We start from the raw sequence: 15,757 nt of genomic DNA on the forward strand, positions 1-15,757 counted from the left end.
CGAGGCCGCCAGGGCCACCGGCGGGACCGCGGACGTCGCGCGCGGCGCGGTGCCCCCGCACCGCGCGCGACGTCTCACATGTCGTTCGTTCGTTTCTCTCTCGGCCCGTCGACCGGCCCGTCGACCTTCGAAGTGAAGGCAGAAGCGGCTTACTGACCGCCCTTTTGCACGAAGGACCGCACGAAGTCCTCGGCGTTCTCCTCGAGGACGTCGTCGATCTCGTCCAGTACGGAGTCCACGTCGTCGCTCAGCTTCTCCTGGCGCTCCTTGAGGTCCTCCGAGGCCTGCGCGTCCTGCGCCTGCTCCTCGACCTCCTCCGTGGAACGCGTGGCCTTCTGCTGCCCGCCGCCGGTGTCCTTGGTCGCCATAACCCTCACCCCGCTCGGTTCGCCCGACACAGTTGCTCGGTTCAAGATCAGACCCTACAAGCCGGGTCCGACAACGGCCCCGTACTTGCTCCAACGTACGGGGACCACCTTGATGATTCCCGGGCCCGGGAGTTTCCACCCTGCCCGGCCGACTGCACTCGCGTACCCTCAGCCACCGGAAAGCACCCTGACCAGGTCCTCCGCGGTGCGGCAGCGGTCCAGCAGCTCCTTGACGTGATTACGCGTTCCGCGAAGCGGTTCCAGGGTCGGCACCCGCTGGAGCGAGTCCCGGCCCGGCAGATCGAAGATCACCGAGTCCCAGGAGGCCGCCGCCACGTCGTCCGCGTACTGCTCCAGGCACCGGCCGCGGAAGTACGCCCGCGTGTCCTCCGGCGGCTTCGTACGGGCCCGCTCCACCTCGGCATCGTCCAGCAGCCGCTTCATCCGCCCGCGGGCCGCGAGACGGTTGTACAGGCCCTTCTCGGGGCGTACGTCGGCGTACTGGAGGTCGACCAGATGGAGCCTCGGGGCGTCCCAGTCCACGCCGTCGCGGCGCCGGTAGCCCTCCATCAGCTCGCGCTTGGCCACCCAGTCCAGCTCGCCGGCCAGGCTCATCGGGTCGTTCTCCAGGCGGTTGAGCGTGTCCTCCCACCGGGCCAGGACGTCCTTGGTCTGGTCGTCGGCGTCCGCCCCGAACCGTTCCTCCACGTACTTGCGGGACAGCTCGTAGTACTCCATCTGGAGCTGGACGGCGGTGAGCGTCCGCCCGCTGCGCAGGGTGACCAGCCGCTTCAGGGACGGGTCGTGGGAGACCTGGTGCAGCGTGCGCACGGGCTGGTCGACGGCGAGGTCCACCGCGATGAAGCCGTCCTCGATCATGGACAGGACCAGGGAGGTGGTGCCCAGCTTCAGGTAGGTCGAGATCTCGGACAGGTTCGCGTCGCCGATGATCACGTGCAGCCTGCGGTACTTCTCGGCGTCGGCGTGCGGCTCGTCGCGGGTGTTGATGATCGGGCGCTTCAGCGTCGTCTCGAGGCCGACCTCGACCTCGAAGTAGTCGGCGCGCTGGCTGAGCTGGAAGCCGTGCTCGTGGCCGTCCTGGCCGATGCCGACGCGGCCGGCGCCGGCGAAGACCTGGCGGGAGACGAAGAACGGCGTCAGGTGGCGCACGATGTCCGAGAAGGGGGTCGCCCGCTTCATCAGGTAGTTCTCGTGCGTGCCGTAGGAGGCGCCCTTGTTGTCGGTGTTGTTCTTGTAGAGGTGGATCGGCTGGGCCCCGGGGAGCTGGGCCGCCCGTTCGGCCGCCTCGGCCATGATCCGTTCGCCGGCCTTGTCCCACAGGACGGCGTCCCGGGGGTTGGTGACCTCCGGCGCGCTGTACTCGGGGTGGGCGTGGTCGACGTAGAGCCGTGCTCCGTTGGTGAGGATCACGTTGGCCAGGCCGATGTCCTCGTCGGTGAGCTGGCTGGCGTCGGCGGCCTCGCGGGCGAGGTCGAAGCCTCGCGCGTCCCGCAGCGGGTTCTCCTCCTCGAAGTCCCAGCGGGCCCGGCGGGCCCGGTGCATCGCCGCCGCGTAGGCGTTGACGATCTGGGACGAGGTGAGCATGGCATTGGCGTTCGGGTGGCCGGGGACGGAGATCCCGTACTCCGTCTCGATGCCCATTACTCGCCGTACGGTCATGCGGCCCTCCTTGCCCGGCGGCGGCCTCGGTCGTGGACGCCGCTCAGATACCGCTGGTGCTCGGTTGCGTGTGCGGTGCCCGTCCCCGCACTGCGCGACTCGGCGGTACGGAAGAGCCTAGAACGCCTTTGCGCTGGTGGGGAGATCATTTGCGTCATTGCCTTGCTCCAACCGTGGCCCCGAAAAGCGTCGGCTGCGGGTACCCGCCGAGGGCACCCGCAGCCGCCCGCCTTTTACAGGTACTGACCGGTGTTCGCCACCGTGTCGATGGAGCGTCCGGTGTCCGCGCCCTGCTTTCCGGTGACGAGCGTTCGGATGTACACGATCCGCTCGCCCTTCTTGCCGGAGATCCGGGCCCAGTCGTCCGGGTTGGTGGTGTTCGGCAGGTCCTCGTTCTCCTTGAACTCGTCCACGCAGGCCTGCAGCAGGTGGGAGACGCGGAGACCCTTCTGATTCTTTTCGAGGAAGTCCTTGATCGCCATTTTCTTGGCGCGGCCCACGATGTTCTCGATCATGGCGCCGGAATTGAAGTCCTTGAAGTAGAGGACTTCCTTGTCGCCGTTGGCGTAGGTGACTTCCAGGAAGCGGTTCTCCTCGGATTCGGCGTACATCTGTTCCACCGCCGTCTGGATCATCGCCTGGACGGTGGAGCCCTTGTCGCCGCCGTGCTCCTTGAGGTCGTCCTCGTGCAGCGGGAGGCGCTCGGTGAGGTACTTGCCGAAGATGTCCTTGGCCGCCTCGGCGTCCGGACGCTCGATCTTGATCTTCACGTCCAGCCGGCCGGGCCGCAGGATGGCGGGGTCGATCATGTCCTCGCGGTTGGAGGCGCCGATCACGACCACGTTCTGCAGGCCCTCCACACCGTCGATCTCGGCGAGCAGCTGCGGGACGATGGTGTTCTCCACGTCCGAGCTGACACCCGAGCCGCGGGTGCGGAAGAGGGACTCCATCTCGTCGAAGAAGACGATGACGGGCGTGCCCTCGCTGGCCTTCTCACGGGCCCGCTGGAAGACCAGGCGGATCTGCCGCTCGGTCTCGCCGACGTACTTGTTGAGCAGCTCGGGGCCTTTGATGTTGAGGAAGAAGCTCTTGCCGGCGGCCTGGCCGGTGACCTCGGCGACCTTCTTGGCCAGCGAGTTGGCGACGGCCTTGGCGATCAGGGTCTTACCGCATCCGGGGGGCCCGTAGAGCAGGACGCCCTTGGGCGGACGCAGCTCGTGCTCCTTGAAGAGATCGGGGTAGAGATAGGGGAGCTCGACCGCGTCGCGGATCATCTCGATCTGGTTGCCGAGGCCGCCGATCTGCTCGTAGCCGATGTCGGGGACCTCTTCGAGGACGAGTTCCTCGACCTCGCTCTTGGGGATGACCTCGTAGACGTAGCCGGAGCGGGGTTCGAGCAGAAGCGCGTCGCCGGCGCGGATGGTGACGTCCAGCAGCGGCTCGGCGAGCCGCACCACCCGCTCCTCGTCCGTGTGCCCGAGCACGAGGGCGCGCTCGCCGTCCTCGAGGATCTCCTTGAGGGTGACGATCTCGCCGACGCTCTCGAACTCCATGGCGTCGACCACGTTGAGCGCTTCGTTGAGCATCACTTCCTGGCCGCGCCGGAGCTCGTCGAGCTCGACGCTCGGGCTGACGTTGACCCGGAGCTTGCGACCGCCGGTGAAGATGTCGGCGGTGCCGTCCTCGTTCGCCTGCAGGAAGACTCCGAAGCCGGCCGGCGGCTGGGCGAGCCGGTCGACCTCCTCCTTGAGGGCCACGATCTGGTCCCGGGCCTCACGGAGCGTGTTGGCGAGTCGTTCGTTCTGGGCGGACACGCCGGCCAGGTTGGTCTGCAGCTCGACGATCCGCTCTTCGAGAATTCTCGTGTGCCGCGGAGAGTCGGCGAGCTTGCGTCGCAGGACGGCGATCTCCTGCTCAAGGTAGGCGATCTGCCCGGCCGGGTCGTCGGACCCGCGTCCCGGGCGGATGCCGCGGTTCATGTCGTCGTCGTGGGCTGCCACGGTCCTCACCTCCTCCAAGGGGAGCTGGACGCTTCCAGACCCTACCTGGGCGGGTGTCGATTGAAACCCCTAGATCACAAAGACGGTCGGGGTGTGTCCGATCTTCACCCTTGCGCTCTCCCTCACGCCAGGGGAATACCCACCGAACGTGAGGGGAACCCCGGCGGAGGTAGGGTCGAAGCGTTCAACACCCGTCAGAGCTGGCCGGATTCCCGACCGGCTCGATGTGTCAGACGGCAGGAGAGGTGACCGTGCAGCAGGAGGCCGGAGTCGGCGGCGAGGCACTCGAGGTCTGGATCGACCAGGACCTGTGTACCGGCGACGGCATCTGCGCCCAGTACGCGCCGGAGGTGTTCGAGCTGGACATCGACGGTCTGGCGTACGTCAAGGGCGCGGACGAGGAGCTTCTCCAGGACAAGGGGGCGGCAACAGCCGTGCCGTTGCCGCTTCTCACGGATGTGGTCGACTCGGCGAAGGAGTGTCCGGGCGAGTGCATCCACGTACGTCGGATTTCGGACAGGGTCGAGGTGTACGGCCCGGACGCAGAGTGACCGAATTCCGTCAGATCACATACGCTCTGTGACCGCTGTCTGGTTTCTCACAGCCTTCCCCCGGTGCGTGCGAGGCGTGCGCGAGGCGTTCCCCGGGCGTGCGCGAGGCGTTCTCGAGGCCCGTGCGAGCCGGTCTCGGCCGGTCCTGCGTCAGACGGTGTGCGCCTGGGAAGGGGTGGAGCGGACGAACGTGCCGTTCTTCCACTGCCACTTCGCGTCGTCCTTGAGGTCGGGGCAGCAACTGGGCACCTCGGCCGAGGAGTAGCCGAGCAGCGTGGCCAAGGCGGCTCCGTCGCGCACCGCGAGCGCGGTCACCGTCCTTCGCTCCGCCGGGTCCACCAGGGTGGCCACCACGCGCGGCTGGTCGCCGGCGCCGCGGGTGACGACGTAGACGCCGTCGGGCGGGGTGCCCATGGGGGCGTCGCAGTGCACCGCCGCGACCGTTTCCGGGCGGCCGTCTCCGTCGAGGTCGCCGGTGGCCTTCTTCTGCACGACCGCTTCGACCGGGCCGCATTCCAGCCCGAAGTCGACGGCTTCCGGGTCGGGCGGCGCGATGCGCGCGGGGGCGGTCTTCGTCTCGGGGCCGGCCGCCTGGGCGGCGGTGGCGGCGTCGGGCTGGAGGACGGAGGACAGGGCCACGACGGCGGCGACGGCCGTGGCGGTGGCGCCCCAGTGGATCGGGCGGGTGTGCGTGTGCGCGAGGTCCGGAACGGCGGGGTGCTGCACGAGGAGTGTCTCCTGTGAGGGCTGTGCCGGTGGGGGTGGCCAGCATCGTGCCACACGTCACAGTGCGGGGGAACGGCGGGGTGGGTACCCGATCGGGTTACCGGTCAACGTGAAGACGCCGTGGTGGGGGGGGGGGGGGGGGGGGGGGGGGGGGGAAAGGGAGGGGGGGGGGGGGGGGGGGGGGGGGGGGGGGGGGGGAGGGGGGGGGGGGGTGTGGGGGGGGGTGGGGGAGGGAGGGGGGGCGGGGGGGGTGGCGTACTGGGGTGGGTCCCGCCCCCCCCACCACGGCGTCTGCGCGTTGCGTGCGGTACGGGGCCGGCTCAGCGGCCGGTGCCTCCGTCGGCGTTGGGGCCGGTGTAGTCCTCGCCGTAGGCGCCCTTGGCGGGGCGGCGGCGGCGCATGGGCGGCTCGACGCCGTCGGCGAGCCGACGGGCGGTCAGCAGGAAACCGGTGTGGCCGATCATCCGGTGGTCCGGGCGGACGGCCAGGCCCTCGACGTGCCAGTTGCGGATCATCGTCTCCCAGGAGGTCGGCTCGTTGAAGCAGCCGATCTCGCGGATGGACTCCACGGTCCGGGCGAGCTGGGTGGTGGTGGCGACGTAGCAGCACAGGATGCCGCCGGGGACCAGGGCCTTGGAGACGGCCTCCAGGCACTCCCAGGGGGCGAGCATGTCGAGGATGACGCGGTCGACGTCGGCGTCGGACAGGTTGTCCTGGAGGTCGCCGACGGTGAGCTGCCAGGCCGGGTGCGGGCCGCCGAAGTAGCGCTCGACGTTGGCCTGGGCGATCTCGGCGAAGTCGGCGCGGCGCTCGTAGGAGTGCAGCATGCCCTGGTCGCCGATGGCGCGCAGCAGGAAGCTGCTGAGCGAGCCGGAGCCGACGCCGGCCTCGACGACGCGGGCGCCGGGGAAGATGTCGGCGAAGGCCAGGATCTGCCCCGCGTCCTTGGGGTAGACGACGGCTGCCCCGCGGGGCATGGACAGGACGTAGTCGGGGAGCAGGGGGCGCAGCGCGAGATAGGCGACGTTCCCGGTGGTGCGGACAACGCTGCCCTCGGGAGCGCCGATCAGTTCGTCGTGCGGGAAGGAACCCTTGTGGGTGTGGAAGTTCTTCCCGGCCTCGAGCGTGAACGTGTAGTGGCGGCCCTTGGGGTCGGTCAGCTGTACCTGGTCCCCGACCTTGAAGGGCCCGCGCCTGCGGGCGGCACCGGTCGGTTCGGACATGTGACCAGCCTACCGGTCCCCGGCGGGGCCGCGGACCACGGCGGCGGTCAGGAGGGGCGGGCCATGGCCTTGACGAACGCGCGCTCCACGTCGGCGGCGGACAGGACGCCGTAGATCTCGCCGGTGTCCTCGACGACCAGGTACTCCGTGGCCGGGGTGGCGCGCAGGGCGTCCAGCAGCTCCTCCCCGGACAGCTCCGCCGAGACGCGCATGCCCTCGGTGAGGTCCTGGGCCAGGCCGCTGACCGCCACCCAGGGGCGGCGGTGCTCGGGTACGCCGACGATGGCGGCCTCGCGGACCAGGGAGACGGGGGTGCCGTCGCCGTCGACGACAACCAGGGCGCGGGCCCCGGCGGTGTTCGCCCGGCGCAGGGCCTCGGACAGCGGGGTGTCGGCGGGGACGGGGACGGCGCGGCGGGTGAGGTTGCGGGCACGCAGTTCCGGGAGGTGCTCGCGCAGCCGGGCCATGCGCAGGCTGTTCCCGGCGCCGGTCCAGATGATCGCGGCGAGGATCGCGGCGAGCAGGGCGTCCATGACCGTGTCCATGCCGACGTTGTCGACGGCGTCGGCGCCGAGGGCACCGGACTGGGTGAGCAGGGGCAGGCCGATCAGGACGGAGACGGCGAGGGCGCGGCCGACCCAGGCGGCGGCGATGGTGCCGCTCATGGGCTTGCCGGTGAGCTTCCAGACGACGGCGCGGAGCATCCGGCCGCCGTCCAGGGGCAGGCCGGGCAGGAGGTTGAAGGCGGCGACGATGAGGTTGGAGATCATCAGGCCGGCCAGCAGGACGCCGGGGACGGTGCCCGGCTCGATGGGCAGCAGGGCGAGGTAGAAGACGCCGCCGAGGACGAGGGAGAGCAGCGGGCCGACGAAGGCCAGCAGGAACTCCCGGCCGGGGGTCTCGGCCTCCTTCTCGATCTCCGACACGCCGCCGAAGAACTGGAGCTGGATGCGGCGCACCGGGAGCTTGTAGCGGAGCGCGACGACCGTGTGGGCCAGCTCGTGGACCAGGACGGAGGCGTAGAAGGCGACCGCGAAGAACAGGGAGACCAGGTAGCGGGCGGCGCCGAGCTCGGGCAGCACGCGGTCCAGCTGGCCGCCGAACACCCAGGTGATCAGGGCGGCCACCAGGAACCAGCTGGGCGCGACGTACACCGGCACGCCGAACAGCCGTCCCATGAGGAGGCCTCCTCCCGGCTCCGGCGGTCGCTGCGGCGGCCGTCCGGGCGCGGCCCCCGGCCCTGCTTCGGCGCGGTTGCGGGGCACGGGCGTGGGGGTGCTGGGGGGCGACGGGGTTGCGGGGCCTTGGTGGGCTCGCGGGGCTTGGGGGGCCCGAGGGGCTTCCGTGGCCTGGGGGGTTTCGGTGGCTTGACGGGTTTCGGTGGCCTGGGGGGCGTCAGCGGCTTGGGGGGCTTCGGTGGCCGGAGGGGCTTGGTCGGCTCCTGGAGCACCGGGCGGGGTGCCGCCGTGGGGGTCGGGGGCGGCTCCCTTGGCGAGGCCGACCGGGGTGCCCTCGGCACGGCCGGGCGAGGTGTCCTCGTCGGGGCCGGGTGAGGAGTCGCCGGTGGGGCCGGGCTCGCCGTCGGTGCCGTGCGGACGGGTGGCCGCACCTCGCAGTGCGCCGGGGTCTTCGACGGCTTCGGTGCCTTCGGGCGTCTCACCCGCCGCGCTCCCCCGCGTCTTCGCGTCCGCGTTCCCCGCGTCCGCCTCCCCCGTGTCCGTGTCGCCGGTGGCGTCGTCGCGGCGGGAGGCCGGGGACGGGTCGGGGCGGCCGGGATCGGTGGCGGGGGCAGGCGGCCCCGCGTGGTGCTCGGCCGACTCGTCGCTGCCGGACCGCGGCTGCCCGCTCCCGCCGCTCACGTCCACGCCTGTCCCCTCGGTTCGCTACGACTTCCGCCTGCCGGGCGGAAGGGTCTGGTGTCGATGGTATGCGTCCCGCGCCGCCCGTTCCGCCCCGGCACCCCTGTGCTTCCCTTCCGTCACAGGGGTCACGCACGCGGGCTGGGTCGCTGTCAGTGGCGGGCCGTAAGGTCTGTCGTCATGGAGACGAGCATCGAGGGTGTCGCGGCGACGGCGGTGGACGAGGAAGCGGCGTGTGCGGCGGAGGCGCCCACCGCTTCCGGCCCGGTCGCCGCCATACCGCCGGCGTCGCTGTCGCCGTCGCGTGCCTCGGACTTCATGCAGTGCCCGTTGCTGTACCGGTTCCGGGTGATCGACCGGCTGCCGGAGAAGCCGAGCGAGGCGGCGACCCGGGGCACGCTGGTGCACGCGGTGCTGGAGCGGCTCTTCGACGCCCCGGCGGTGGACCGCACGGCGCCGCGGGCGAAGGCGCTGATCCCGGGCCAGTGGGACCGGCTGCGCGAATCCCGGCCCGAGGTCGCCGAGCTGTTCGCCGACGACCCCGAGGGCGAGCGGCTGGCGCGCTGGCTCGCCGAGGCGGAGCAGTTGGTCGAGCGCTGGTTCACGCTGGAGGACCCGAGCCGGCTGGAGCCGGCCGAGCGGGAGCTGTTCGTCGAGGCCGAGCTGGAGTCTGGGCTGCGGCTGCGCGGCATCATCGACCGGGTCGACGTGGCGCCGACGGGCGAGGTGCGCATCGTCGACTACAAGACGGGCAAGGCGCCCCGGCCGGAGTACGCCGAGGGCGCGCTGTTCCAGATGAAGTTCTACGCGCTGGTGGTGTGGCGGCTGAAGCGGGTGGTGCCCCGGCGCCTCCAGCTGGTCTACCTCGGCAGCGGCGACGTGCTGACGTACGACCCGGTGATGGCCGACCTGGAGCGGGTGGAGCGCAGACTGCTGGCCCTGTGGGACGCCATCCGCCAGGCGACGGAGACGGGTGACTGGCGCCCGCGTCCGACCAAGCTGTGCGGCTGGTGCGACCACCAGGCCCACTGCCCGGAGTTCGGCGGCACTCCCCCGCCGTATCCGCTGCCGGTGAGGGCGCCGGAGTCCGGTGCCGTCCCGCAGGGCAGAATGGGGCCGGACTAGCGAAGGAGACTCACGTGGCCATCCGCGTCCTACTGGTCGACGACCAGCCGCTGCTGCGCACGGGCTTCCGGATGATCCTGGAGGCCGAGCAGGACATCGCGGTCGTCGGTGAGGCCGGCGACGGCCTCCAGGCCCTGGACCAGGTGCGGGCTCTCCAGCCCGACGTGGTGCTGATGGACATCCGCATGCCGCGGATGGACGGCGTGGAGGCGACCCGGCAGATCACCGGTCCCGAGCGGGACGGCCCGGCTAAAGTGCTGGTGCTGACGACGTTCGACCTGGACGAGTACGTGGTCGAGGCGCTCCGGGCGGGGGCCAGCGGCTTCCTGCTGAAGGACGCCCCGGCGGGCGAGCTGGTGCAGGCCATCCGCGTGGTGGCGGCCGGTGAGGCGATGCTCGCGCCGAGCATCACCCGGCGGCTCCTCGACAAGTACGCCACGCATCTGCCGTCCGGCGACGAGCCGGTCCCGGACACCCTGCACACGCTGACCGAGCGTGAGGTGGAGGTGCTGAAGCTGGTGGCGCGGGGGCTGTCGAACGCGGAGATCGCCGCGGACCTGTTCGTGAGCGAGACCACGGTGAAGACGCATGTCGGCCACGTCCTGACCAAGCTGGGGCTGCGCGACCGGGTGCAGGCCGCGGTGTACGCCTACGAGAGCGGGTTGGTGCGCCCCGGGGCGCAGTAGCCGGCCCCGCGGCGCGGCCCGCACGAGAAGGGCGCCCCCTGCCACCAGGGGGCGCCCTTCCCGTATCGGTTCTTGTCGTGGCCCTCGGCGTCGCCGCGGGTCAGGCCTTGCGCAGCTCCCAGAACCGGAAGACGGTCGAGGCGTCCAGGCAGGCCTCCAGGCCGTAGACGCCGTCACCGACCACGGCGTACTGCTTGGCCTGCCAGACCGGCAGGACGGGGAGTTCCTCGGCGACGATGTCCTGGAGCCGGCCGAACTCCTTGTCGGTGGCGGAGCGGTCGCTCTGCGCGGCGGTGGCCGGGAGCAGCGTGCCGGTGATCGTGTCGTTGCCGTAGTTGTTGCCGAGCACGTTGCCCTCGCCGAAGAACGGGCCCGTGAAGTTGTCGGGGTCCGGGTAGTCGGGCACCCAGCCCTTGACGTACACGCCGTACTTGCCGGCCTCGATGTCCTTCTCGTACTGCTCGAACGGCACCGACTTCATCTCGGCGTCGAACAGCCCGCTGGCGTTGAGCTGCTCGGCGATCGCCGACAACTCCTCGTCGGTGGCGGGGCCGTAGCGGGACGGCGTGGACCAGAGGGTCAGCTTCACCTTGCCGGTGATGCCCTCCTCGCGCAGCGCGGCGGCGGCCTTGGACTTCGACGGGCGGGCGCCGTAGGTGTCGAAGAAGGCCGTGTTGTGACCGGCGATGCCGGCCGGGACGATGGAGTACAGCGGGGTCGCCGTGCCCCGGTAGACGTCCTCGATGAGGGCGTCGCGGTCCAGCAGGTGGGCGATGGCCTTGCGGACGCCGAGCTTTCCGGCGACCGGGTCGTCCATGTTGAACACCAGGTGCTGGACCTCGGCGCTGCTGCCCTCGACGACCTCGACGCCGGTGCCGTCGCTGGACTTGTCGATGTCGTCGATGTCCTGCGCGGTGAGGCCGCGGTAGGCGATGTCGACGTCGCCGCCGAGGACGGCCTTCTTCAGGCCCGCGCGGTCGCCGTGGAAGAAGCGGAGGGTGACGCCGCCGTTCTGCGGGCGGGCGGTGCCCTTGTACTCCTCGTTGACGGAGAAGACGGCCTCGTCGTCACCGAAGGAGTCGAGCTTGTAGGGGCCGGAGCCGACCGCCTCGCCGTCCTTGCGCAGGCCGTTCGCGTCGTACTCCCGGTGGTCGACGATGGACCCGGCACCGGACGCGATCTTGCTCGGGAAGGTGGCGTCGGACGAGTTGAGCCGGAAGACGACCGTCTGCTCGTCGGGCGTCTCGACCTTGTCGAGGGTGCCGAACATGACCGCGGGTCCGGCGTCGTCGTTGATCTTCAGCATGCGGTCGAAGGAGAACTTGACGTCCTTCGAGGTCAGCGGGTTGCCGTTGCTGAACGTCAGGTCGTCCCGGAGCGTGCACTCGTACACCCGGGCCTGGGTGTCGGTGAACTCGCACTTCTCGGCGGCCTCCGGCTGCGGCTCGGTGGCTCCCTTGGGGAAGCTCAGCAGCGACTGGAAGACGTTGTTGAACAGCAGCCAGGAACCCGGGTCGTAACCGGAGGCCGGGTCGGTGGCCAGGACGTCGTCGGACATCCCGACGACCACGGTGGCGTTGTCGCCCGAATCGCCGGTGCTCTCCGAACCGCAGCCGGTCAGCAGGCCGGGGGCCAGCACTGCCATGAGAGGGAGGGCCGGCCACTGCTTGCGCATGTTCACGTGCTTCGTGCCTTGTCGTCAGTGCCTGGAGCGTTGGGGGGGGAGGAGCCGCCGCGCCGGCGGCCCCGGAGGGGTGGGGCGTCGGTGGCCCCGGAGGGTTGGGGCGTGGGTGGCCCCGGAGGGGTTGGGGGCGTCAGCCGCTCACGCCGCGGCCGAGTTCCCACAGCTGGAGCGTCGAGGACGAGTTGAGCGCGTAGGCGGTGCCCGTGACGTCGTCCCGCGCGGCGACGTACTGCTTGCCCTGCCACAGCGGGATGACCGGGACGTCCTCGGCAACGATGTCCTGGATCTCCGTGAGGCTGTCGGCGGCGGCGAGCCGGTCGGCCTCGCGGCGGGACTCCGGGATCAGCTGGTTGATGATGTCGCTGTTGGCGTACGGCGAGTTGAGGAAGTTGTCCTTGTCGAGGAAGGGCGCGAGGAAGTTGTCGGCGTCCGGGAAGTCCGGGAACCAGCCCATGCCGTAGACGTCGTACTCGCCCTTCATCTCGGCGGGGCGGAACTTCTCCCAGGGCGTGCCCTTGATGTCGACCTCGAACAGGCCGCTGTCGTTGAGCTGCTTCTGCAACACCTCGAACTCCTGCCTGGTCGCGGCGCCGTAGTGGTCGGTGGTGTAGTGCAGCGTCAGCTCGACCGGCGTGCTGACCCCGGACTCCTCCAGCAGCGACTTGGCCTTGGACACGCTCGGGTCGCCGTACTTGTTGAAGAACGAGTTCGAGTGCCCGGTGATGGTGGCCGGGACCAGCGAGTACAGGGGCTCGGCCTGGGTGCCGTAGACCTTGGAGACGAGTGCGCTGCGGTTGATCACCTGGGCCATGGCCTGGCGGACGGCCCGGTCCTTGACGGTCGGCGCGCTGGTGTTGAAGGCCAGGTAGCGGATCTCCAGGCCGGCCATCTCGATCAGGTCGATCTTGCTGTCCGAGCCGTCGGCGAGCTTCTTGATCTGCGCCGGCGTCATGGCACGGGTCATCAGGTCGATGTCGCCCTCGCGCAGGGCGGAGTCCATGGCGCCGGCGTCGCCGTAGGAGACCAGCTCGACCTTGTCGTTGTTCACCTTCAGGCTCCCCTTGTACTCGGGGTTCTTGGTGAACACGGCCTTGGTCAGCCGGCCTCCGTCGGCCTCCGCCTTCAGGGTGTACGGGCCGGAGCCGGACACCTCGAAGCCCTCGCGGAGCGCGCCCTTGTCGTAGGCGTCGGGGTTGACGATGCCGGCGACGGGGGTGGACAGCTTGAACGGGAAGGTGGCGTCGGCGGTCTTGAGGTGGAAGATGACCTCGCGGTCGCCCTGCGTCTCGACGGTGTCGATGGTGGACAGCAGCGCGAACACACCGCTGTCGGCCTTGATGGACAGGGCCCGTTCGATGGAGTACTTCACGTCGGACGCGGTGACCGGGTCGCCGTTGGCGAACGTGAGCCCGTCGCGCAGGGTGCAGGCGTACCGCTGATTGCCGGTGTCGGTGAAGCCGCACTTCTCGGCGGCCTCGGGCACCGGCTGCCCCTCACCGCGGGGCTGGATCATCAGGGTCTGCACCGTCTGGCGCAGGATGTTCCAGGTGCCGACGTCGTAGGCGTACGCCGGGTCGAGGGGCGCGGGGGCATCCTTCGAGGCGGTGAACCGGTCCGTGGTGCCGACGACGATCGCGTCACCGCCGCCGCTGCCGCTGTCGGACCCGCCGCAGGCGGCGAGCGCCGGCCCGAGCAGGCCGACGACGGCCGGCAGCACCAGAGTCTTGCGGTTCATGCTCGAGTTTCTCCACAGCTGTCGGTTCCGTGTATCCGGCATGCATGGGTGGTGCGGCGGATCACGGGTTATCGGGGCGATGTTCTCGCGACGAGATTAGTCCGCGCCCGCAGGAGGGTTCGCGGCCACCGGAGTTGGGCGCTCATCACGCTGCGAAACCGGGCGTGGACAGACCGAAAACCCGACAGCGGAAGGATTAGTGCACGCTTTCACCAATCGGGACACATGGGCACGCCCCCGAGGCGTTCGGCGGGGGCGGCAGCACACGCGTGACAGCGTGTCGACCCCTGAAGGCGTGGCGAACGTCACATGCCGGGAAGGGGAGGGCAGAGTCGGAATTCAGCCGTCCGAACGGCTGGAATTTCCCCGGCCAGGCCTACCGGATCGCCTCGGAAGAAGCCGGGTGGAAGGCGTACAGGTGTTCCGGGGAATTCTCCGCGCCGACGCCGGGACACGCTGGGTGAGCGGCTAGTTCGGATGGGGCATCAGTCCGCGCAGAAACGGCAGGTCGATCTCTTCCAGGGAGTTGACCACCGTGCGCCGGGGAGCCGGGGCGATGGGGGCCACGGAGGGCACCGCCACGACGTGGCAGCCGGCGGCCTCGGCGGAGGCCACACCGGTCGCGGTGTCCTCGACGACGGCGCACCTGCCGGGGTCCACGCCGAGTCCGGCCGCGGCCGCCAGGTACGGGTCGGGGTGCGGCTTGGTGCGCGGCACCTCGTCGCCGCCGACCGTGAGGGCGAAGTGGTGGGCGCCGAGCCTGGTCAGCACGCGGTCGATGATGCGCCGGTGAGAGGCGGAGACCAGGGCGGTAGGGACCTCGTGCTCGTACAGCTCGGCCAGCAGCCGGACGGCGCCGGGCATGAGCGGCAGGGCGCGGCCGATGCGCTCCTCGAAGCCCTCGTTGAGCAGCACGGACAGCTCGGCCAGGGAGATGTCGGCGCCCGTGGCCTCGATCAGGAAACCCGCGCTGCGGCTCATGGGGCCGCCCACCACGACATGGCGCCAGGACTCGTCCAGGGTGTGCCCCAGGGAGGCGAAGACCTCGACCTCGACGTCCCACCAGAAGCCCTCGGTGTCGACGAGGGTGCCGTCCATGTCGAGCAGCACCGCCTGAAGGGCCGAGCCGTCGGCCGTACGGGTTCCGAGCGCGGGGACCGTACTGGTCATCCACCTACCTCCTTGAGGGACGACCAGGCCGGTTCCCACACGGGGAACCGGCCTGCAGTGGATCGACCAGTGTACGTCGCCCGCGGGCGAAGCGCCTGGTTCGGCCGGTGTGCACCGGGGCACACCGGCCGAAGCGGCTCAGCGGGCGTTGAAGTACTTGGCCTCCGGGTGGTGGATGACGATGGCGTCGGTGGACTGCTCGGGGTGCAGCTGGAACTCCTCGGACAGCTTGACGCCGATGCGCTCGGGCTGGAGCAGTTCGGCGATCTTGGCGCGGTCCTCCAGGTCGGGGCAGGCTCCGTAGCCGAGGGAGAAGCGGGCCCCCCGGTACTTCAGCTCGAACATGCCCTGCATCTCCTGCGGGTCCTCACCGGCGAAGCCCAGCTCGGCGCGCACGCGTGCGTGCCAGTACTCGGCGAGGGCCTCGGCGAGCTGGACGGACAGCCCGTGCAGCTCGAGGTAGTCGCGGTAGGCGTTCGCCTCGAACAGTTTGGCGGTCTCCTCGCCGATGCGGGAGCCGACGGTGACGACCTGGAGCCCGACGACATCGGTCTGTCCCGACTCCTCGGGGCGGAAGAAGTCGGCCAGGCACAGCCGCCGGCCACGGCGCTGACGGGGGAAGGTGAAGCGGGTGCGCTCGTTGCCCTGCTCGTCCAGGAGGATCAGGTCGTCGTCCTTGGAGACGCACGGGAAGTAGCCGTAGACCACGGCCGCCTCCAGCAGGTTCTCCGTCTGGAGCCGGTCCAGCAGGCCGCGCAGCCTGGGCCGGCCCTCGGTCTCGACGAGCTCCTCGTAGGTGGGCCCGTCGCCGGTGCGTGCCTGCTTCAGGCCCCACTGCCCCTTGAACAGGGCGCCCTCGTCCAGCCAGGAGGCGTACTCCTTGAGCTGGATGCCCTTGACCACGCGGGTGCCCCAGAACGGGGGCTCGGGCACCGGGTTGTCGGTGGCCA

At 70.5% G+C, this 15,757-nt stretch carries 13 protein-coding genes; 3 read left to right on the plus strand and 10 right to left on the minus strand.

The annotated features are described in order from the left end of the window. Nucleotides 1-149: 149 nt before the first annotated feature. The 3 genes from ACZ45Q_RS19290 to arc all read right to left on the minus strand — a co-directional run bounded on the left by ACZ45Q_RS19290 (nt 150) and on the right by arc (nt 4,048). Entirely contained in the window at nt 150-368 is a 219-nt protein-coding gene (locus ACZ45Q_RS19290; RefSeq protein ID WP_016325855.1) for a ubiquitin-like protein Pup, read from the minus strand. A 168-nt stretch (nt 369-536) separates the two neighbouring features. After that, entirely contained in the window at nt 537-2,048 is a 1,512-nt protein-coding gene (gene dop, locus ACZ45Q_RS19295) for a depupylase/deamidase Dop (RefSeq protein WP_468262470.1), read from the minus strand. 233 nt (nt 2,049-2,281) lie between these two features. After that, nucleotides 2,282-4,048, minus strand: coding sequence for a proteasome ATPase (gene arc, locus ACZ45Q_RS19300; protein ID WP_468262473.1), 1,767 nt, complete (start codon nt 4,046-4,048; stop codon nt 2,282-2,284). 245 nt (nt 4,049-4,293) lie between these two features. Between arc and ACZ45Q_RS19305 the strand changes: the two genes are divergently transcribed. After that, nucleotides 4,294-4,599, plus strand: coding sequence for a ferredoxin (locus tag ACZ45Q_RS19305; protein WP_468262476.1), 306 nt, complete (start codon nt 4,294-4,296; stop codon nt 4,597-4,599). A 150-nt stretch (nt 4,600-4,749) separates the two neighbouring features. On the opposite strand, the gene ACZ45Q_RS19310 is transcribed toward ACZ45Q_RS19305, so the two are convergent. The 3 genes from ACZ45Q_RS19310 to ACZ45Q_RS19320 all read right to left on the minus strand — a co-directional run bounded on the left by ACZ45Q_RS19310 (nt 4,750) and on the right by ACZ45Q_RS19320 (nt 8,413). Beyond that, nucleotides 4,750-5,325 carry a hypothetical protein gene (locus ACZ45Q_RS19310; RefSeq protein ID WP_468262479.1) on the minus strand — a complete coding sequence of 192 codons (576 nt, stop codon included), beginning with the start codon at nt 5,323-5,325 and terminating at the stop codon, nt 4,750-4,752. A gap of 320 nt (nt 5,326-5,645) precedes the next feature. Next, complete coding sequence (locus ACZ45Q_RS19315) at nt 5,646-6,548, minus strand: tRNA (adenine-N1)-methyltransferase (RefSeq protein ID WP_468262481.1); 903 nt, start codon at nt 6,546-6,548, stop codon at nt 5,646-5,648. 47 nt (nt 6,549-6,595) lie between these two features. Beyond that, nucleotides 6,596-8,413, minus strand: a complete 1,818-nt coding sequence (locus tag ACZ45Q_RS19320) for a site-2 protease family protein (protein WP_468262484.1) — start codon at nt 8,411-8,413, stop codon at nt 6,596-6,598. A gap of 174 nt (nt 8,414-8,587) precedes the next feature. Between ACZ45Q_RS19320 and ACZ45Q_RS19325 the strand changes: the two genes are divergently transcribed. Continuing rightward, entirely contained in the window at nt 8,588-9,532 is a 945-nt protein-coding gene (locus tag ACZ45Q_RS19325; RefSeq protein WP_468262487.1) for a RecB family exonuclease, read from the plus strand. 14 nt (nt 9,533-9,546) lie between these two features. Continuing rightward, a complete protein-coding gene (locus tag ACZ45Q_RS19330; RefSeq protein ID WP_345586784.1) occupies nt 9,547-10,218 on the plus strand; it encodes a response regulator transcription factor in 672 nt (223 codons plus the stop codon). A 100-nt stretch (nt 10,219-10,318) separates the two neighbouring features. On the opposite strand, the gene ACZ45Q_RS19335 is transcribed toward ACZ45Q_RS19330, so the two are convergent. From ACZ45Q_RS19335 to ACZ45Q_RS19350, 4 genes are all read right to left on the minus strand, one after another. Further along, a complete protein-coding gene (locus ACZ45Q_RS19335; protein ID WP_468262490.1) occupies nt 10,319-11,899 on the minus strand; it encodes an ABC transporter substrate-binding protein in 1,581 nt (526 codons plus the stop codon). A gap of 133 nt (nt 11,900-12,032) precedes the next feature. After that, entirely contained in the window at nt 12,033-13,637 is a 1,605-nt protein-coding gene (locus ACZ45Q_RS19340) for an ABC transporter substrate-binding protein (protein WP_468262493.1), read from the minus strand. A 468-nt stretch (nt 13,638-14,105) separates the two neighbouring features. After that, nucleotides 14,106-14,807 (minus strand): HAD family hydrolase, encoded by a 702-nt coding sequence (locus tag ACZ45Q_RS19345; RefSeq protein ID WP_468262496.1) that lies wholly within the window; start codon nt 14,805-14,807, stop codon nt 14,106-14,108. Between the two features lie 138 nt (nt 14,808-14,945). Next, nucleotides 14,946-15,757, minus strand: an 812-nt coding sequence (locus tag ACZ45Q_RS19350) for a vitamin B12 dependent-methionine synthase activation domain-containing protein (RefSeq protein WP_468262499.1), incomplete at its 5' end; no start/stop codon positions are given.

This window comes from Streptomyces sp. NPDC031049 (assembly GCF_055571015.1).